This is a genomic window from Polyangiaceae bacterium (assembly GCA_016715885.1).
In the GTDB taxonomy this organism is placed as follows: Bacteria; Myxococcota_A; Polyangia; order Polyangiales; family Polyangiaceae; genus Polyangium.
In genome coordinates this window covers 258,734-276,964 of sequence record JADJXL010000001.1, presented here as the reverse complement: position 1 = coordinate 276,964, position 18,231 = coordinate 258,734, and the positions used below count along the sequence as shown (strand labels likewise).

Here is an 18,231-nt window from a genome sequence, read left to right as displayed (position 1 = left end):
AGCATGCGAACGATGATCTTGTTTTTGCGCGGCTTCTTGCTTTGGTGGACGTCTCGTTGCACGCACCTGGGCTTGTTGATTCTGGGGATCTTTTGGACAGTATCGACGCCCGCGTGCTCGACGACGCTACCACGAGAACCTCCCGTCAATACGTGCGACACGAGCGGTGGCAAGTCCGGTCAACCATATTGTCTGCCTCCACCGGGGTTCTTTTGCGAACGCAATCCCGTGCCATCGTCAACCGCTTGGAGCGGACGAGGGCACAAGGCATATTTGGGGCAGTTTCAGCTTTTCCCATCGAAACCGGGTTTGGGCATCAATCAACCGACATGCCCGCAGAATGCGACGCGATCGCTTCAAGACTACGAGTGGAAAATTGCGCACAAGATTGCCAAGGATTTTGGTCATCGTGTGGGCGTCGTATTGACGGAATGCGAGAGGATCACGGAGAATCTCGCGCGTATGCCGGACAATCTCATTGCCGGCTACAACTTTGAAGACCCCGACAAGCTCGAAGCGGAATTCATGATATGCGCCAAGGCACTCGACGATATCGAGACGCCTCCGGTGTACGACGATCCATGGCTTGCGGGGGCAGCGTGGCAAGGATTCAACACGGGTTATGGCGAGGGGGCCGACGAGGTTTGGCGTCGGGTGATGTTGATCGAGTTTGCGACGGCCATTGTGGAATCGGCGATCATGGCAGGCCTTCCGCTGCTCGAAGTGGCCGTGACGCGGGGAATTCGGCTTTCTTTGATCGCCCTGCGTCGAATGCCCGTTTTCATTCCAGGCGCAGTGGGTGGGCTCGGTGCAGGGGTTTTTCTCAAGGGTGCGCCACGTGTCGTTGCCAAAGCGGTCGCGACGGGTTCGGCGCGGACACTCGGGCGCAACATGAAACTGGCGCACATGGCCAGGTTGCCCGGCGAGTTTGCCCATCACATCGTCGCGCACGGCGCTGAGAAGGCGAAGGACGCGCTTGCGGTTCTGCAGAACTTTGGTATCAAGGTCGACGATGCGGTCAACGGAGTATTTCTGCCCGGCCACTCGAAATCGCCAAACCCCCTCGGAAAAGCGGTGCACTCGAAGGTGCATACGGACGCGTATTATTTCGCGGTGGAAAAACTGCTAAAGACCGCGAAAACCAAAGGAGATGCGATTCAAACCCTGCGCTTCATTGCAGGACAGCTCGAAAGAGGAATCATGCCATGACCGCTATTTACGACACACTGCCCACAAAAGGGTACGAGATCATCAACACCGTTCATGGCTATGATGATGATCAAGCGCTTTACAATCTTTGTGGCCCGTCGCGGAAGCATGACTGGAAGCCGATCCTCGTACGGCGTTGTCGGCCCTCACGGCGCGAAGCTTTCAAAGCCGCTGACCTGCCTTTTGACTGTGGCGTCTTGATCTTGCGCCGCTCGGCTGTGGATGCGCTGCAAGACATCCTCGATGCGCATGGCGAAGTTCTCCCACTTGCGACGAGCGATGGCGTCGAACTGTTCGTGTTCAACCCGCGATTCGTCATCGATGCGTTCGATAGGGAGCGATCGACCTACGAGCAGGTTCCAGGAACGAGTACCCTCTGGATCCGCAAATATGTCTTCATCGAGCCGGCGATCCGCCGCATCGACATCTTCAAGATGCCCATTGCCGGCGCCAGGGGCAACTTCTTTAGCGATCGCTTCGTCCAGCGCGTCAAAGCGGCCAAGCTGAAGGGGACCGATTTCATCAAGCTGTGGTCATCCGAGTGATCGCTGCGGGCAACTATACCTGGCACCATCATCAAGATGGAAAAACCATGCAGTTGATAGAGCGCAACGTTCACAGGGACTTCTTCCATACTGGCGGCATGGCAACGACACGTTGAGGAAAAAAGCTCATGCACATCAAGGTCAAGAATCCGTACGGGCCGACAACTCGCGAAGAAATTCAGCGATTCGAAGCGCGCTGGAAGGTCAAGCTTCCAGACGACTACAAGCTGTTCTTGCTGGAGTCGAACGGCGGTGCCCCCACCCCTCGAACGTTTCACGTGCCACGATGGGAGCATGAAGGCAGTGCACTGGACTTCTTTTATGGGATTCACGACAGGGAAAACTCGAGCCTTGACGAGGCGTGCGAGGCATACACCGATCGAATACCAGCAGACCTGATCCCAATTGCCGCAGACGCCTTTGGGAACAATGTGTGTATCGGCTGGAAAGGCAAGCGTCGGGGCAAGATCTACTTCTGGGATCACGAGGACGAGCTCGATGAGAATGGCTTGTGCCGTCAGGACTACAGAAACGTGTTCCTTGTAGCGAACCGCCTCCAGGAGTTCCTCGATAAGCTCGAGGAGCTGGAGGACGAATGAAGTAAATGGTCTCGCTCGACTTCTATCCAAGACTGAACCGCGCTTGCACGAGCCCACACTCTCAGCGACAATCCCAATGCGTCATGCGCGACGTCATACGCCTATTCGCCGATTGGAAACCTCACGTCGAAGTCGGACGTGGGAATCTTGTCGTATACCGATGCGAAGCATCCGCATGCGGTCACGAATGCGCCGCGCCATTACCTCGGGCAAACCCTTTCAGACGCCCATACCGTGTCCGCCGCGGGAAACGGGACGACCGGCACCACTGCGAGCGACCCCGGGCAAACTCGCAGGTTCGTGAATGCGCCCGGCCCAACGCCCGCATAGGGCGAGCTCGCGCGCCACGTCAATAAGCGTCCATCGTATCCAATCGTGAGAACGTCGCGCGACGAAGGCAAAAACATCGCGGACGCGACGGTTTTTTGATGCGATGCGAATACGCCGAGAATCTTGCCGCTCGACACCTCCCAAACACGCGCGGTGGTATCCGCCGATGCAGAGACGAGCTCCGCACCGGTGGGCGAAAAAGCGACCGTCGTGATTCGGTCCTCGTGACCGCTGAATACGCGCAAGAGCTGCGTCGAAGCGACGTCGAAAAGCCGTAAACGCCCGTCCGCCGAACCCGTCACGAGCATTTTGTCGTTTGGCGAAAACGCGAGATCCGTCACGCGCTGCTCGTGGCCCGTGAGCATCGCTTTTTCTTGGCCCGTCGCGGTATCCCAAAGCCTCGCGGTGTGCGTCGACGCCGTCGCGACGAGCTTTTCGTCCGATGAAAACGTCACGGCATACACGCGTCCTTCGTGCGCCGGCAGCGTCGCAATGGGAGCGCCCGTGCTCGCGTCCCAAAGCCGCGCCGTCTTGTCCCACGAGGTCGTTGCGACGAACCGCCCGCGCGGGGAAAACGCTATTGCCGTGACGCGCGCTTCGTGTCCGGCGAGCGCCGCCACCACCGCCCCCGATTGCGGATCCCATAACGTCGCCTTGCCGTCCTCCGACGCCGAGCCGAGGCGACGGCCGTCGGGCGAAAATGCGAGCGACGCGATGAACTCCGTATGCCCATTCATCGTTTTCAGCTTTTTCCCATCGCTCGATTCCCAAACCTCGACGACGCCTTTCGCATCGCCCGTCGCGGCAACCGCTCCGTCGGACGTCATCGCGACCGCCGTGATGCGGCTTCGCCCTTCGCCCAGGGGCGCAGTGGTATCCCGACCCAAATCCCAAATACGCGCGGCTCCAGCGATGGGTCCCGTCACGACGCGCCTGCCGTCCGCCGAAACCGCAGCCGTCATGATGTAATGGTCTTTCTCGGCACGCGTACCGATGAGCGGTGCATTTGCAGGATCCCAGATCCGAACCGTCCTATCGGCCGATCCGGTGACGATGCGTTTGCCATTGGGCGTGAATGCAAAAGCCTGAACCTCGTCCTCGTGACCGCGAAATTCCGAAATGAGCACGCCCGTCGCGGCATCCCATAGCCGAAGCACCGCTCCCGCGCTCGTTGCAAGGCGCTTTCCATCGGGCGAAAATGCGATGGAATCAACCGTCGCCGGGTGTTGCAACAAGATGGGCGGATCGGGCGACGCGAGATTGAAAATGCGCACGAATGGATCGGCCACGGCCGTAGCGACGAGCGCACCGTCGGGAGAAAACACGACATCGCGCGCGGCTGCATCGTGGCCACCGAGCGTCGTGACGACTTCGCCCGTTGCTTGCGAAAAGACAAAAACGTCCGCGTCGCTGCCCCCAGCCGCGATGAACTGCGAATCGGGGGAAAACGCCACGCTCCGAAGCGGCCGCGTGGCGCCGAAGAGCGCGCCCACGGCCTTCCCGGTGCTCGTGGAAAAAAGGACAGCCGTCTTGCCCGACGTCACTGCGAGCAACGTATCGTCAGGCGAAAGCGCCACCCGGATGATCGGCGCCTCGGGGTGGAACATTTGCAGACGTGCGCCCGTCGCGGAATCCCATAAAGATACCGTCCCATTCCGCGCGCGCGTCAGCACGAACGTACCGTCGTGCGAAAAGTGCACCTCGACGAGGACGTCGTCGTTCGTCTCGATGGCATGAAGGCCCTCACCTGTCCGCGCATCGAAAATACGTAATGCGCCACGAGCGGCGCGAGGGTCACCCGAGGCCGTCGCTATCAACGCGCCGTCCGGCGAAAACGCGACCGCTTCCACGACGTGGCCGTGATCCGGGAGCGTCGCAAGGCACGCGCCCGTCTCGATGTCCCATATCTTCGCGGTCTTATCGACCGACCCCGTGACGAAACGTTTTCCATCGGGCGATGTTGCGAGGCAAAAAATGGCGTCGGTATGACCCGGTAAAACCCGCGCCGTTTGCCCGGATCGCTCGAGCCGCTCGCGATCGATGACAAAATCCCGATCCGCAGCGCCATTCTGCGAGGATTCGGCCGACCCTGCGGCCTCCGCCGCCGCGCGCAGAAGCGCAAGGGCCTTGTCCGGACGACCCGCAGGTTCCTCGGAGCGAGCTTCCGCCAAGAGCCCGCGCACTTCGGCTCGCGCTCGGGCTCGCGCCATCGCCTCGCGCGCAGCTACCGCGCTACGCCATTGAAAAAACATGAATACACCGAACGCGCTGGTCACGACGAGCGCCGATGCGACGAGCGCGCGGCGAAGGCGTTTTCCACGCTGCTCGTCGGCAACGCTTGCCTCGGCAAACGCGCGCTCGACTCCAGCAAGCGGCTCGGCCGCACGACGCCGCCATAATCGGTATTCTTCGAGCACGTCACCACGCCATAACAATCCCTTCGGCCGATTCCGTCCGTCCCATTCTCGCGCAGCCTGACGCAATGCCTGCGCGAGCCTTTGCCCCTCGACGTCCTCCTCGAGCCAGCCCGATAACACGCGCCAATGCCGAATGAGCGCTTCGTGCACAATCTCGACCCGCGCTTCGCCAGGCCGCTCCGCGTCACTCACCGTCACCAAACGTGCTTGCACGAGCCGTTCGAGCACAGCGCCCGCAATGCCATCGCCGCCCGCCCCCTCGACGAGCTCCGCGCGCGAAACCACAGCACGCGTCCGTTCGCCCGTGACGAGGCGCAAGAACAGCGTCCGACAAACGCGCCGCTCCGCCGGCCCGAGCCCCTCGAGCACCTTGTCCGCGTGCGCCGCGAGCGCGCCTTCGACGCCCCCAATGCCACGATATGCGTCCCAGCCGAGGCGCTTCCACGTTCTATCCCGCACGTCCCACAGTTTGTCGCAGCAAAACGATAACAATGCGAGCGCCGCGGGCTCGGCCGATACCGCGTCGACCATGGTCCAAACCAGCTCGTCGTCTTCGAATACGTAACCGAATGCCTTTGCGGGCGCATACACGGCGCGCGCCAGGGCATCCCGATCGGGCGTCGTGACGACTTCGACGTCGCGGCTGTACAACCCACGTAATGGGGCAATCGTCGCAAGCCGCCCGAAAAAGTCCTCGCGCAAAGAAAGCACGATACGACATGGGCCATCGGGATCGGCCCCCGCGGACGCGAGCGCTTGTGCATAGGCGAGCCGCTGCTTTTCATCTTCGCAAAGCGTGAGCATTTCTTCGGCCTGATCGACGACGATGACGAGCCGCGCGCCTTTTTCGCGTCCAAATTCGGATAACAGCGCGCCCAGCTCTTTGGGGCTCGAACGAAGGCGCGCCAAGAGATCGTCGTGTTTGCAATAATCGTCGAGCGCCGGCGCGAGTTTCGCGGCGAGCGCTTCGAGCGGATGGCCGCCGGGGCGGACGATGATACGTTTCCAATCGGAAAGAAGTGGCAATACGCCTGCACCAAGGAGCGAGCTTTTCCCGCTGCCGCTCGGGCCGGTGACCGTGACGAATCCCGCGCGGCGAATACGATTGGCGAGCGATTCACTTTGCGTCTCGCGTCCAAAAAACAGCCCCGCGTCCTCGGGACCGAAGCTCGACAAACCTCGATATGGGCGGCTCGGCCCTTTGGCATCGCCCTCCGGTCCTTCGGATTCCTCGCCGGCGAGCTGTTTTTCGAGCACTTTCCATACTTCCGCATCACGATGTTCCGCCATGGAAGGAATGGCGACGTACACGGCCCCTTTTTTGGTGCCACCGTCGAGCGTAAAAAACTCGGGCGACGCTTCGGGGCTCGGGGGTCGCACGAGAATGAGCGGATGAAGCGCGAGGAGCGGTTTGCCGTCGGGATCCGCGAGAATGCATTCACCCGCCGAAAGGCGCACCGATGGCCCGAGCTCGATGCGTCGAAATCGACCTCGCGGAGGCGTATCGCCCATGAGGAGCAATGCGCGTTGAGGCTCGCCGTCTTCGCCGGGCGCGAGCGGCGACACGAGGCGCGCTTTTTGCCAAAGCGGATCCAATAATTCGAGCAACCGTGCGAGTTGCGGGACGCGTTTCGCGAGAATCTCCGACAGCGCGGCTTTCGTACCGGTCGCCCCATGCGCAACGGTTTCGGCTTTACGCATCAGCAGCAGCTCGTCGATGAGCTTGACGAATTCGGGTTTGCGCGCATGAACGAGCTTGACGAGATCGGGCAATGGATGCGCGTCGGGTGTTTTGTCGAAGGGCCTCAGCACTTCGCGCACGAGCCCGAACCACTGGCCATCGGTCAATCCGCGGCTCCGCAGGGCTCGATAAAGTCCTTTCACTTCGAGCGAATCGCCTGCGGGCCCCGGGCCGAACTGCACGCGCGCAGCAAGAACGAGCGCGGCCAGGTATCGCGTGATGGCGCGAAAGACCTCGACCACGCGATCTCGCTGTTCGAAAGGGCTATCCGCTGCAACGAGCGCCGCGGTGGCGTCGGCGATGGGCAAAGGGTGCGATGCGAGCACTCGATCGGCGAGGTCTTGAGAGAGGCGTGCGGTCACGGGCGGGAGGATAGACCGAAACGAGGCGGGCTGGGAAGCCTTGTCGATGCTCGTTGAGAGCACGTCGAATGCTCGCGCGCGTTGTTCGATCGTCGCCGTCACGTGCACGAAGGTGTGTGCCACGTGGACATGCGCAAGCGGCGTCGTGTAGTCTGGTATCTCGACCGCCTTCGATGCTTTGGCGAAAGGATCCCGCATGCGAACGATGATGCTTTTCTTGCGCAGCATCTTTCTTTGGTGCGCACTTCGTCGCACGAGCTTCGGCTTGCTGATTTTGGGTCTCTTTTTGGCGATATCGACGCCCGCGTGTTCATCGACGCTACCACGAGAGCCTCCCGTCAATACATGCGACACGCTCGGTGGCAAGTCCGGTGCGCCGTATTGTTTGCCGCCGCCGGGTTTCTTTTGCGAACGCAATCCTGCGAAACCGACAAACCCTCGGAATGGACGAGGGCAAAAGGCTTATTTGGGTCAGTTTCAGCTTCTCCCGTCGAAACAGGGTTTGGGCATCAATCAACCGACATGCCCACAGAATGCGACGCGATCGCTTCAAGACTACGAATGGAAAATTGCGCATAAGATTGCCAAGGATTTTGGTCATCGCGTGGGTGTCGTGTTGACCGAATGCGAGAGGATTACGGAGAATCTCGCGCGTATGCCGGACAATCTCATTGCCGGCTACAACTTTGAGGATCCCGAGAAACTCGAAGCGGAATTTTTGATATGCGCCAAGGCACTCGACGACATCGAGACGCCTCCGGTGTACGACGATCCATGGCTTGCGGGGGCGGCGTGGCGAGGGTTCAACACGGGCTACGGCGAGGGGGCCGACGAGGTTTGGCGTCGGGTGATGTTGATCGAGTTCGCGACGGCCATTGTGGAATCGGCGATCATGGCAGGCCTACCGCTCCTCGAAGTGGCCGTGACGCGCGGAATTCGGCTTTCTTTGATCGCCCTGCGCCGAATGCCCGTTTTCATTCCAGGCGCCGTGGGTGGGCTCGGTGCAGGGGTTTTTCTCAAGGGCGCGCCGCGTGCTGTCGCCAAAGTGGTCGCGACGGGTTCGGCGCGGGCGCTCGGGCGTAACATGAAGCGGGCAGGCATGAAAAGACTGGCTGGCGAGTTTGCCCATCACATCGTCGCGCACGGTGCGGACAAGGCGAAGGACGCACTCAAGATCCTCCAAAAATTTGGTATCGGTGTTGACGATGCGGTCAATGGGGTGTATCTGCCCGGTCATTCCAAATCGCCAAACCCACTTGGAAAGGCGGTGCACTCGAAGGTGCATACGGACGCGTATTATGATGCGGTGAACAACTTGCTAAAGAACGTGAAGACAAAGGGGGATGTTATCCAAAGCCTGCGATTCATTGCGGGCCAGCTCGAGAGAGGAATCATGCCATGACGGCCATTTACGGCACGCTGAACGCCAAGGGATACGAAATCGTGACATGCGAGAGTTATGATGACATTCGGCAGCTCGCCGACCTCGGTGGCACGTCACGGAAGGGCGATTGGACGCCTGCACGGGTAGAGCGAACTCGTCCTTCACGACGGGGCGGCAACAAGCCAGCCGATCTTCCCCAATCGTCTTTTGCATTCATCATGCGTCGCCCGGCGGTGGATGCGCTGCAAGACATCATCGATACGCACGGCGAGGTGCTCCCCCTTGCGACCACCGATAACGTCGAGTTGTTCGTTTTCAACCCCCGATTCGTCATCGATGCATTCGATAGGGAGCGATCGACCTACGAGCAGATTCCGGGAACGAGTACGCTCTGGATTCGCAAATATGTCTTCATCGAGTCTGCGATCCGCGGCATCGACATCTTTCGGATGCCAATTCCCGGCGCGCACAGCCTCTTCTTCAGCGATCGCTTCGTCGAGCGCGTCAAAGCGGCCAAGCTAAAGGGCACGGATTTCATCAAGCTGTGGTCATCCGAGTGATCGCAGCGCCTGCGCTGTTCGATCGCTAGATTGCACCAAACGATTGGTGGTGCGCGATCCTGAAATCTCGTCGATGGTTGCCCTTGCGCTGCCTACCCATTCACGTGTACAAGTCATTCCATGCGTATTCGCTTGAAATGGTTTCCACTCACGAGTGTCTTGGCGTTGGCTATCATCGGCGCAGCTTGCGATCCTGCGCCCATCGATCAAGGGGCGGGAGGTAGCGGAGGAGATGGCGTCTCTTCGAGCGGCACTGGCGGAAGCGGCGGCGCCACTGGCGGAAGCGGCGGCGCCACTGGCGGAAGCGGCGGCGGAGGCGGCGGTTCATGCGATCCGATGAATTTGCCCGCCGAGGGAAGCCCGTGCTCGACCGAAGGGGAATTTTGCAGCCCGGGCTGCGAGGATCCGTGCTCGTTTTGCAACGTGATGCAATGCTCGAACGGGAAATGGACACACCTCGAGGTGTTCCCTGCCCAGTGTCTTTCGTGCGAAGACGTGTGTGTTCCGGTGGTGGCGGCGCAATGCACCGGAGGTCCGCCGGATCAAATGGCGTGCGTCCAAGGCTGCAACCAACAGCAAATGGCTTGCAAGATCGCATTCAACCAGATGCTCGCATGCATTGGCCCATCGCCAACGTTCACATGCGATGCCATGAGTCGACCCACGGTGACGGGTTGCGAAATGCAATTCGACAAGCTCTACGCTTGCATCATGCCGTGATCGACGAGCCTCCAAGATTGTCACACCGCCCGCCATGACGTGCCGCTCGACGCCGAGCTCGGCCGTGTGGTATCCTTTGAACGCGTTGCTTATTCGCTCGGCTTTCGTTCGAGGTGTCGAGCCATTTCCTTAGGGAGGACAACATGCGATTCGGATGGATGATTTCTGCGTGCCTCTTGGCTGCGATGTCGATGGGGTGTGGCGACGGCGCCTCCAGCTCGGGTGGCAACGGTGGTGGCGGCGCCTCGACGAGCTCGAGCGCGGGAGGCTCGGGGGGCACGGGCGCGGGAGGCTCGGGTGCGGGCGGCACGACGCCGCTCGCGTATCCCGAATCGGTGTTGTGCCCGGTCGAGCCGCATGCGGATGCGCGATGCGGTCCTGCTTATCACCCCGACAAGGCGCTCGACGCAGATGCTCTCGCAAAGGCGCTCGATGAAGGTCTCGCGGCGTTTCGCTATCATGGCAAGGGCGGCGCGTGCGTCGGGTGTCATGCGCCCGATGGATACGATTTGGCGCGCGTCGGATACGCCGACGCCGACATTCACCGCCGCGCGCTGGGCCACGTGGACGAAGCTCGCGCGGACATGCTCGTGACGTACGTGCACGCGCTCCGTCAAAAATACCAAATGACGCGGCTCTTGCACCCGGCGCGTTATCGACCCGAGCAGCCGGGATTCGACACGTTCGAGGCGACGACGCCGGGGCTCGAAGTGACCGATCCGAAGGCGCAGGAGGAGCGCGACTTGGCCTTCATGCAATCGCTCACGGATCAACACAAGCTCCTTTGGGCGACGGGCAAAATCGATTCGCTCGCCAAAGCAAAACAAGCATACGACGAGCTCCGTGCGGTCGATTTGGGATCACTTCGGCTGGGAATCCCGTTCGATCATCTATCCGAGGACGGGTGGCACGGCGACGCGCATTTGTCCGTTTTCGAATGGTATCCGGGTATTCCGACGGCGGCGACGGCCGGCAATGAAGATGCGTGGAACAAGCTCATGGATGCCTATCTCGCCAATCCCACCGACAATGCTTTGTGGGCCATGTTCGATGGCATCGATGACCTGACGAAATGCGATGCCGACCTGAGCGCGCAGGGTGATCCCAATTTTTATGGGCGCGCGTGCGAATGGATGCGCCTCAAATACAAATCGCTCCAAGTCGTGCAGCACATGATGCGCCACGAAACGGTGACCTATCCGGATGTTTTCAGCGATATCCCTGGCGGCAATCCCGTGGCGAACTTGGACGTCATGATTCACCGCTATCCGATTTGGGAAGCGGGCGACGTTTTGCGCATTGCGCCGCTGCAGCGTCCGCCCCAAACGGCTTGTTTCACGGGCAACAACCATCCCTGCACGCTGCTTCCGCCAGACATCGACGCGACGATTCACCAGAATCCAAGCTACGAAGAGGCTCGCATCAAGCAAAGCGAGGTTTTCCAGCAGAGCTGGTTCGTGATGTCGTGGGCGCGCGACCCGGCGCTTTTGCACGAGAGCACGAACTTCGCCACGTTCATCGGCGATTACCTTGAATCCGTGATGCTCGCACGGTACGACGCGCACCATGCATTCGTGGTCGCGAAGACCGCAGTGGAGAAATCGGCGGCCATTGCATTTCGCGATGCGGATGGGTTTCGCAATGGCACGGGCAAGATCGCCAGCGTGCGAACGTTCAGTTTCAAGCAATTGCGGAAACAACCTGAGCCAGCCACCGAACAACGATCCGCGTCGCGCGACGTACGACCGGATGTTATCGAATTTCGCGCGAATGTGGATTTACCTCGTCGAAGAGGACCTCGAGCAGAGCAAAGAAATCTACGATCGCGAGGAGGTTCTTCACGCGGTGCGGTACATGCGAACATGGATTGCGGCGCTCGAAGGAGCCGAGGATCCGGCGATCAATGCGGCGGTGCTGTCCATCGAGCAGCTCGCGCCTGCCGCGGTCGAGCTACGAAGCCAGCAAAACCGTGACGAGAATCCGGGGACGGGGCTGCAACCGACGGGGACGTGGGGCGAATTCGCGGCGCCTTATGCAGGGTGAGGTGTTGAAACCGGGCCAGATCCGGACGCTCGCTTCGCGCGCGTGGGACGCGCGCTGCGCGAGGCTTGGTTCACGTTGGGGGGTCCGAGGCTCGCCTCCCGGTGCTTTTGCGCTTCGCACAAAAGCACGGCGAGGCTCGGCCCCCCCAAACCCCCCGACTTTCCGTCGTAACGAACAATCGCCGCTCTAGAAAACGCGCCTTCGCCGGCTCGCAAACGCCGCGAGCGACAACAGCGAAAGCGCCCATGCGACGTTTCCGGCCTGAGGCGCAGCCGCTCGGCATGAGCATCCCGAGCTGTCCGGCAATCCGCCGCCGTCCGTTCCGTCACCACCGTCACCACCATCGCCACCGCTTCCGCCCGTGCCGCCACCGCTTCCGCCAGTGCCGCCACCGCTTCCGCCAGTGCCGCCACCGCTTCCGCCCGTGCCGCCACCGCTTCCGCCAGTGCCGCCACCGCTTCCGCCTGTGCCGCCACTACCGCCGACGCCACCACCGCCAGTGCCGCCAGCATCGCCGCCACTTCCGCCGGTGCCGCCACCGGCGCCGCCCATACCGCCAGTGCCGCCGTCGCCATTGCCGCCGTCGCCATTGCCGCCGCCCGCGTCGTATTCGTATGCGCCGATGTCGATGGGGCCGGAGTGCGGCCGTGGCAACGCACTGCCGCTCGCCATGACGGTATGCTGCGGCGGGAGCCACTCCGGCTTATTGAGCGGATTGGGGAACGGGAAATTGGGCGGGCCCGATGTCATGCCCGCGCCCGCATCGACGAGCGGGCTCTGCGCGCCGATGCGCAGGTCATCGCCACCGACGTCCAAAAATCCGGGGTTGCTGCCGAGGATCGTGCCGCTCCAGGCCTGCGGAATGTTGGTCGTCCCGTTGATTGACCAATTGTTGCTGCCCGCGAACAGCATTTTCCCCGTGGTCCACTTGGCTTCGACCTGCCTGACCATGTTCACGACGCCCCCATCGAATAGAACACGTTGTTATGGGCCTCGACGCTCTCGATCCCGTCGAAGAGCCGGAACACCGCGCTCCCACCTCCCTGCGTGATCACGGTGTTGTTCACGAAGCGATAACGCCCATTCGTATCTCCGGTCCCGTCGCCGCCGAACCGGACGACGGATGCGGTATTCCTCTTGCGCAGCACGTTGCCGACGACGTCGGAGTCTTCGCGGGCCTTGCCGCTCGACACACCTCCCGCAGGATCCGGCCCGATGAGCTCGGAGCTCGTGAATCACGGCGCCCTCGAGCCAATTGTAATAAATCTCGTTTCGCTCTGCGCGCGACTTCACCCCGTGACCACCATTGCCATCGTGCAGGTAACAGTACTGCATCCGGAACACCGACCCGGGGTAATCGTTTTCATTGGTGGACATGTAGATCTGATGGCTTTTCGTGCCGTCGCCACAATGGTGCACTTCGGTGTATTCGAGCAAGAGGGATCCGGAACCCTGATCAGCACCCAAAATGCCCTGCTTGGGGCAATGGTGCACCACCGAGTCGCGCAGAACGATATCGTCCGCGTGATGGAAGAAACAGCGGGACGAACCGCCCGTCAAGTCGAGCCCTTCGAAGATGTAATGGTTCCCTGCGGCCTCGATGGTATTGGTTCCGCCGCTGAGGACGGGGCGCTTTCCATTCACGCGCAATCCGCGAATGGTAATCTTCTGCGCCGCGGTGCCGTGCTTTTTGAAGATGACACCGCCCGGGTAGGTCTGGTTACCCTCCACCTCCACGATATCGCCAGGTGCGAGTTTACTGGCAACCTCACCCAAATTGGAATATGCCTTGCCAGGACCAACTTGGTATGTCGCTCCAAACGCATTGGAGCTCAGCACAAGCAATCCGCAGGCAAGCAATAGGGACGTTACGTTTCGCATGACCCGCTTGTACAACGATTGCCACGGCGACGGAAATGAAAACGTGACGTCGCGAGCTCGTTTTTCGAGCCAGCCTCGCGTCGAAATGCGCCCATTCTCGAAATGAAGCACCGTTTGTTACTCATTTTCAAGATAATCGATCATTCCAAGGAGAATGGATACATGTCGAGGTGTCGGGCACATAATGAATGCGCTCGCCGCGTCGAAACGCGGCCGATTTAGGACAATCCGCCATAAACGAAGCCAAACTCCCAAAACTCGAGCCCTCCGCCCCGATAAAATATCGCTCGCGATTTGCCTTCGACGAGCACATCATGTAAGTAATGCTCCTTATCATGATTCCGAAACTCATCTTACGGTCGAAGTCCGCTTTACCGCGCTCACTCTTGTGCTTACCGATTCCGGCGCTGACGAGCGGGGCTCTTGTTCTATTGGGACTGCCGGGGTGCGATGTGGGCCCGGGACAGCTCGCGCAGTCTTCGCGCGCAGCGTCGGAGGCCAAAACTGCGACCGCGACGCATGCGTTGGTAGGCAAGGACGGTGATTTCACGGTCACGGCGGCGAAAACCATTCTGAATCAGTACAGCGCGATAACGACGAACGTTGCGGCTGGCGCGTCTACAGTGAATGTCTCCAACATCGCGCACTTGACGAGTCCCCACTTCGGACCGCTCGAAGCCGGTGATCTCGTGATGTTGTACCAGGCGCAAGGCGCGTCGATCGACACGACGGACACGAATGCCTACGGCAACGTCACGGACATCAACAATGCAGGCCATTACGAGCTCGTGCGGGTGACCGCGATTGCTGGCAGCACCCTCACGCTCGATGTGTCCTGTGGAGGCGTGAAGCATGCGTATACGGCGGCGGGTCGAGCGCAAGTGGTGCGTGTTCCGCAGCTATCGAGCCTCACGGTGAATAGCAATGCGTCGGTCGTGGGCGGTCCTTGGGATGGGCTGCGAGGTGGTGTGGTCGCATTGCACGTGACGGGAGCGACGACGCTTGTGGGCACCGGCGCAATCGATGCTTCGGGTATTGGTTTTCGCGGCGGGGCGGCGGACACGGCGACGAGCGCGAACGGCATTGCGACGTTTCGCGGCACGGTGGCTGAAGACGGAGCGGAAAGGGCGAGGGAATCGCGGGATTCCAAGCGGCTTACGATGCGCTCAACGGGCGATACGGTCGCGGTGCTCCGGCCAATGGCGGCGGCGGCGGAAATGCGCACAATGCCGGCGGTGGTGGAGGCGCCAATGGCAAGGCGCTCATGGGTTTCACCCAATGGAACGGTGCGGGCAACATGGATCCCAATCCGAATTGGCTCGTGGCGTGGCAGCTCGATCCCGATTACGTCGCCAATGGCAATGCGCTCACGACATCGCTCGGCGCAGGTCGCGGGGGATATACGTATTCGGGCAGCGACGGCGATGCGCTCAGTGAAGGGCCAGGCAATGCTGCATGGGCAGGTGACGGGCGTCATTCGATGGGAGGTTTCGGCGGCAGACCGCTCGACAACGATCCCGCCGCTGGCCGCGTTTTCTTGGGCGGAGGTGGCGGGGCTGGCGACGGCAATGGCGGAGGTGCTGGCGCTGGCGGACGAGGTGGCGGTTTGGTGCTGGTGATATCGGATGCGGTCACGGGCGAAGGCAGCATTCGGGCGAATGGACACAATGGAGCCAATGCGGCCGCCAATGGAAATGCGGCCCCGGTGGCGGCGGCGCAGGCGGTACGATTCTCGTGCAAGCGACGAGCGTCGCCAATACGCTCACGATATCGGCCAATGGTGGCCTCGGCGGCAACCAAAACATCGGCACGGCCGAGGCAGCAGGACCTGGCGGTGGCGGAAGCGGCGGATTCATTGCGGTGTCAGGCGGTTTTGCGACCGCTGCGGTCAATGGTGGCAACCAGGGCATGACGAGCTCGCCATCGCTCGCCGAATTCGTTGCCAATGGCGCGACGGGTGGTGCGCCCGGCGATGCCGGCGCATTGAACGGCATCGTCGCGTGCATCGACACGATGCCGGAAACGACAATCCCCACGACCCCACCGAACCCGACCAGCGATCCGACAGGCGATTTCGTCTTTGCGTCGAGCGCACCGGGGGCGACGTTCGAATGCCGCATGAATGGTGGTGCATGGGAGCCGTGCCCCGCGAATTACACGACGCCGCCCCTGCCGGACGGTTCGCACACGATCGAAGTGCGCGCAATCGATTCGACTGGCGTCGCGGACCCGACGCCAGCATCGTACTCGTGGGTCGTGGACACCTCAGCCGGAGCTGGCGGTGGCGGAGCTGGCGGAATTGGCGGAATTGGCGGAATTGGCGGCGGCGGTGCTGGCGGAGCTGGCGGCGCTGGCGGTGGCGGAGCTGGCGGCGCGGGTGGTGGCGCTGGCGGAATTGGCGGCGGCGGCGCTGGCGGAATTGGCGGCGGCGGTGCTGGCGGCGCTGGCGGTGCGGGTGGCGGCGCTGGCGGTATTGGCGGCGGCGGCGCTGGCGGAATTGGCGGCGGCGGTGCTGGCGGCGCTGGCGGTGCGGGTGGCGGCGCTGGCGGAATTGGCGGCGGCGGTGCTGGCGGAGCTGGCGGCGCTGGCGGTGGCGGAGCTGGCGGCGCGGGTGGTGGCGGCGCTGGCGGCGCGGGTGGCGTCGGTGGCGCTGGCGGCGCGGGTGGCGGCGCTGGCGGCGCTGGCGGAGCTGGCGGCGCTGGCGGAATTGGCGGCGGCGCAGGTGGCGGCGCTGGCGGCGCGGGTGGCGTTGATCCTTCCAGCAGCGCCAGCTCGTCCAGCAGTGCCAGCTCGTCCAGCGGCGCGGGTACCAATACAAACGGTAACACCTCGCAAAGCAGCGATTCTTGTGCAGTGCAACCCGGAACGTCCACCTCGCGATGGGGAGCTCTCCTGGCGCCGCTTGGCGCGCTCCTTCTGCGATTGCGTCGCCGCCGCGTGAAATAGCCCCGCCAAAGCTGCGACTCGACATCACGAATCTGCTCGAGAAACCTGTGCGTCCAAACGCACACCCGTCGAAAAAAATCACGCCCATCACCGGCTTTCCCCGATCACCCCAAATCATGGGTTGACCATCGCGGCGCATCGTGGCATTCGTTTTGAACACAAACGATCTTGTTGGCGTGTAGCCGACACGCCCTAGGCTGGAGGAGCGATGGGAGACAGCTTCTTGCGATGTGTCGGGTTTGGCTTGGGCATGACGCTCGCGACGACGGCGCAGGCAGCCGAGTCGGGTGTGGCCGAGCAAGTCGTGCAGGCGCTGCGAGAGCAGTCGTTCTGGGGCATCTCCCGCGATGCAATGGTTTTGGCTGCTTTCGGCGCCTCTGGCAGGCTGGATCGCTGGCGCGACGATCATGTACGTGCTCGAGAAGATCACGCACAGGACCGAGACGGAGTGGGACGAACAGCTCGCAAAGAGGCTGCGAGCACCCGCGCGCCTCATCGCGGTGGTTTTGTGCGAGCGAGCAGCACTCGTGGCGGTGGAGTTGCCTGCATCGACGGAAGCGGGCGTGGAGCGGGCATTGTCGTCGGCGCTCGTGGTGGGATTGGCGTGGGCGGTAAATCGGTCGCTCGAAGTGCTGACGAACGAATTGGCGCGCCGTTACGAAGCCGCCGTGTCCGATGCGGCTACGGCGCGAGCGGCGCGAACGCGCGTGCTGGTCCTGCGCCGCGTGCTCAGTGTGCTCGTGACGCTCGTGGCAGCGGCGCTCGTGCTGACGCAATTCGAGCTCGCGCGCCAGATTGGCGTATCGCTCTTGGCGTCCGCAGGCATTGCCGGCGTGGTGCTCGGATTCGCCGCGCAGCGATCGATTGCAACGCTCTTGGCAGGACTTCAGATATCCATTGCGCAACCCGTACGCATCGGAGACGTCGTCATCATCGAAGGCGAATGGGGGACCATCGAAGAAATCACGTTGACCTTCGTCGTGGTGCGCGTTTGGGACGAGCGACGTTTGGTGCTTCCCATCGGCCAACTACTCGAAAAACCGTTTCAAAACTGGACTCGAAAGTCGCCCCAATTGATGGGGACCGTCTTCGTGTATGCCGACTACACGGTCCCGATCGATGCATTGCGTGCGGAAGTTCGGCGCGCATGCGAAAGCGATCCTGATTGGGATGGTCGCGTCGCGAGCCTCGTCGTCTTCGATTCGGAGCCCACCGTATTGAAATTGCGCGCGGTGGTGTCGGCCCCGATGCCGATAAATTGTGGGATTTGCGCTGTCGCGTGCGTGAAAAGCTCGTGCAATTCCTTCAATCGCTCGAGGGCGGACGGTATTTACCTCGAGCTCGCCTCGAATCGACCTTTGCAGTCGGCGAAACGAATCACATTGCCGATCCCATTTCGAGGGCGATGACGTCGGCCACGGCGTCTTTGAATGGCTGAACGATACGGTTGATTGCTTCCCGCCGGTCCGGCGAACTGGTTCGCCGCTTCGTTCG

At 61.7% G+C, this 18,231-nt stretch carries 14 protein-coding genes; 11 read left to right on the top strand and 3 right to left on the bottom strand.

Features of this window, described 5'->3' with window-relative positions; translation table 11 throughout:
• Nucleotides 1-3 precede the first annotated feature (3 nt).
• Genes IPM54_01295 through IPM54_01280 form a run of 4 tightly spaced genes read left to right on the top strand, consistent with a single transcriptional unit; the run spans nucleotide 4 to nucleotide 2,353 of the window.
• Complete coding sequence (locus IPM54_01295; protein ID MBK9258452.1) at nucleotides 4-1,209, top strand: AHH domain-containing protein; 1,206 nt, start codon at nucleotides 4-6, stop codon at nucleotides 1,207-1,209.
• Nucleotides 1,206-1,754, top strand: a complete 549-nt coding sequence (locus tag IPM54_01290) for a hypothetical protein (protein MBK9258451.1) — start codon at nucleotides 1,206-1,208, stop codon at nucleotides 1,752-1,754. Before IPM54_01295 ends, IPM54_01290 begins: the two co-directional genes overlap by 4 nt.
• Nucleotides 1,739-1,870, top strand: coding sequence for an HNH endonuclease (locus IPM54_01285; protein ID MBK9258450.1), 132 nt, complete (start codon nucleotides 1,739-1,741; stop codon nucleotides 1,868-1,870). The genes IPM54_01290 and IPM54_01285 overlap by 16 nt, the downstream gene beginning before the upstream one ends.
• 12 nt (nucleotides 1,871-1,882) lie before the next feature.
• The gene (locus tag IPM54_01280) at nucleotides 1,883-2,353 is read left to right on the top strand and encodes an SMI1/KNR4 family protein (GenBank protein ID MBK9258449.1); all 471 of its coding nucleotides are present in this window, start codon (nucleotides 1,883-1,885) and stop codon (nucleotides 2,351-2,353) included.
• Between the two features lie 200 nt (nucleotides 2,354-2,553).
• Here IPM54_01280 and IPM54_01275 read toward each other — a convergent pair whose 3' ends face one another.
• Nucleotides 2,554-7,431, bottom strand: coding sequence for a hypothetical protein (locus tag IPM54_01275; protein MBK9258448.1), 4,878 nt, complete (start codon nucleotides 7,429-7,431; stop codon nucleotides 2,554-2,556).
• On the opposite strand from IPM54_01275, the gene IPM54_01270 reads away from it, so the two are divergent.
• The 4 genes from IPM54_01270 (at nucleotide 7,400) to IPM54_01255 (ending at nucleotide 11,840) form a co-directional block, all read left to right on the top strand.
• Nucleotides 7,400-8,605 carry an AHH domain-containing protein gene (locus IPM54_01270; GenBank protein MBK9258447.1) on the top strand — a complete coding sequence of 402 codons (1,206 nt, stop codon included), beginning with the start codon at nucleotides 7,400-7,402 and terminating at the stop codon, nucleotides 8,603-8,605. The two genes, IPM54_01275 and IPM54_01270, sit on opposite strands and share 32 nt — an antisense overlap.
• A complete protein-coding gene (locus IPM54_01265; protein MBK9258446.1) occupies nucleotides 8,602-9,147 on the top strand; it encodes a hypothetical protein in 546 nt (181 codons plus the stop codon). The genes IPM54_01270 and IPM54_01265 overlap by 4 nt, the downstream gene beginning before the upstream one ends.
• A 120-nt stretch (nucleotides 9,148-9,267) precedes the next feature.
• Nucleotides 9,268-9,867, top strand: a complete 600-nt coding sequence (locus IPM54_01260; GenBank protein ID MBK9258445.1) for a hypothetical protein — start codon at nucleotides 9,268-9,270, stop codon at nucleotides 9,865-9,867.
• Between the two features lie 143 nt (nucleotides 9,868-10,010).
• Nucleotides 10,011-11,840, top strand: a complete 1,830-nt coding sequence (locus tag IPM54_01255) for a hypothetical protein (protein MBK9258444.1) — start codon at nucleotides 10,011-10,013, stop codon at nucleotides 11,838-11,840.
• Nucleotides 11,841-12,096: 256 nt separating this feature from the next.
• Here the strand turns inward: IPM54_01255 and IPM54_01250 are convergent, their stop codons facing one another.
• Complete coding sequence (locus IPM54_01250) at nucleotides 12,097-12,867, bottom strand: hypothetical protein (GenBank protein ID MBK9258443.1); 771 nt, start codon at nucleotides 12,865-12,867, stop codon at nucleotides 12,097-12,099.
• Nucleotides 12,868-12,894: 27 nt separating this feature from the next.
• On the bottom strand, nucleotides 12,895-13,791 hold the full coding sequence (locus IPM54_01245) for a hypothetical protein (GenBank protein MBK9258442.1): 897 nt from the start codon (nucleotides 13,789-13,791) through the stop codon (nucleotides 12,895-12,897).
• Nucleotides 13,792-14,126: 335 nt separating this feature from the next.
• Here IPM54_01245 and IPM54_01240 point away from each other — a divergent pair, with 335 nt between their 5' ends.
• From IPM54_01240 to IPM54_01230, 3 genes are all read left to right on the top strand, one after another.
• Nucleotides 14,127-15,410, top strand: a complete 1,284-nt coding sequence (locus tag IPM54_01240; protein MBK9258441.1) for a hypothetical protein — start codon at nucleotides 14,127-14,129, stop codon at nucleotides 15,408-15,410.
• Between the two features lie 115 nt (nucleotides 15,411-15,525).
• The gene (locus IPM54_01235; protein MBK9258440.1) at nucleotides 15,526-16,737 is read left to right on the top strand and encodes a hypothetical protein; all 1,212 of its coding nucleotides are present in this window, start codon (nucleotides 15,526-15,528) and stop codon (nucleotides 16,735-16,737) included.
• Between the two features lie 347 nt (nucleotides 16,738-17,084).
• Complete coding sequence (locus IPM54_01230) at nucleotides 17,085-18,146, top strand: mechanosensitive ion channel (protein ID MBK9258439.1); 1,062 nt, start codon at nucleotides 17,085-17,087, stop codon at nucleotides 18,144-18,146.
• The last annotated feature ends 85 nt before the right edge of the window (nucleotides 18,147-18,231 follow it).

What these genes read in the sequence shown, in the direction of transcription:
- IPM54_01295 (MBK9258452.1), top strand. Translation starts at nt 4, where the DNA reads ATGCGAACGATGATCTTGTTTTTGCGCGGCTTCTTGCTTTGGTGGACG.
- IPM54_01290 (MBK9258451.1), top strand. Translation starts at nt 1,206, where the DNA reads ATGACCGCTATTTACGACACACTGCCCACAAAAGGGTACGAGATCATC.
- IPM54_01280 (MBK9258449.1), top strand. Translation starts at nt 1,883, where the DNA reads ATGCACATCAAGGTCAAGAATCCGTACGGGCCGACAACTCGCGAAGAA.
- IPM54_01270 (MBK9258447.1), top strand. Translation starts at nt 7,400, where the DNA reads ATGCGAACGATGATGCTTTTCTTGCGCAGCATCTTTCTTTGGTGCGCA.
- IPM54_01275 (MBK9258448.1), bottom strand. Translation starts at nt 7,431, where the DNA reads ATGCTGCGCAAGAAAAGCATCATCGTTCGCATGCGGGATCCTTTCGCC.
- IPM54_01265 (MBK9258446.1), top strand. Translation starts at nt 8,602, where the DNA reads ATGACGGCCATTTACGGCACGCTGAACGCCAAGGGATACGAAATCGTG.
- IPM54_01260 (MBK9258445.1), top strand. Translation starts at nt 9,268, where the DNA reads ATGCGTATTCGCTTGAAATGGTTTCCACTCACGAGTGTCTTGGCGTTG.
- IPM54_01255 (MBK9258444.1), top strand. Translation starts at nt 10,011, where the DNA reads ATGCGATTCGGATGGATGATTTCTGCGTGCCTCTTGGCTGCGATGTCG.
- IPM54_01245 (MBK9258442.1), bottom strand. Translation starts at nt 13,791, where the DNA reads ATGCGAAACGTAACGTCCCTATTGCTTGCCTGCGGATTGCTTGTGCTG.
- IPM54_01240 (MBK9258441.1), top strand. Translation starts at nt 14,127, where the DNA reads ATGATTCCGAAACTCATCTTACGGTCGAAGTCCGCTTTACCGCGCTCA.
- IPM54_01230 (MBK9258439.1), top strand. Translation starts at nt 17,085, where the DNA reads ATGCAATGGTTTTGGCTGCTTTCGGCGCCTCTGGCAGGCTGGATCGCT.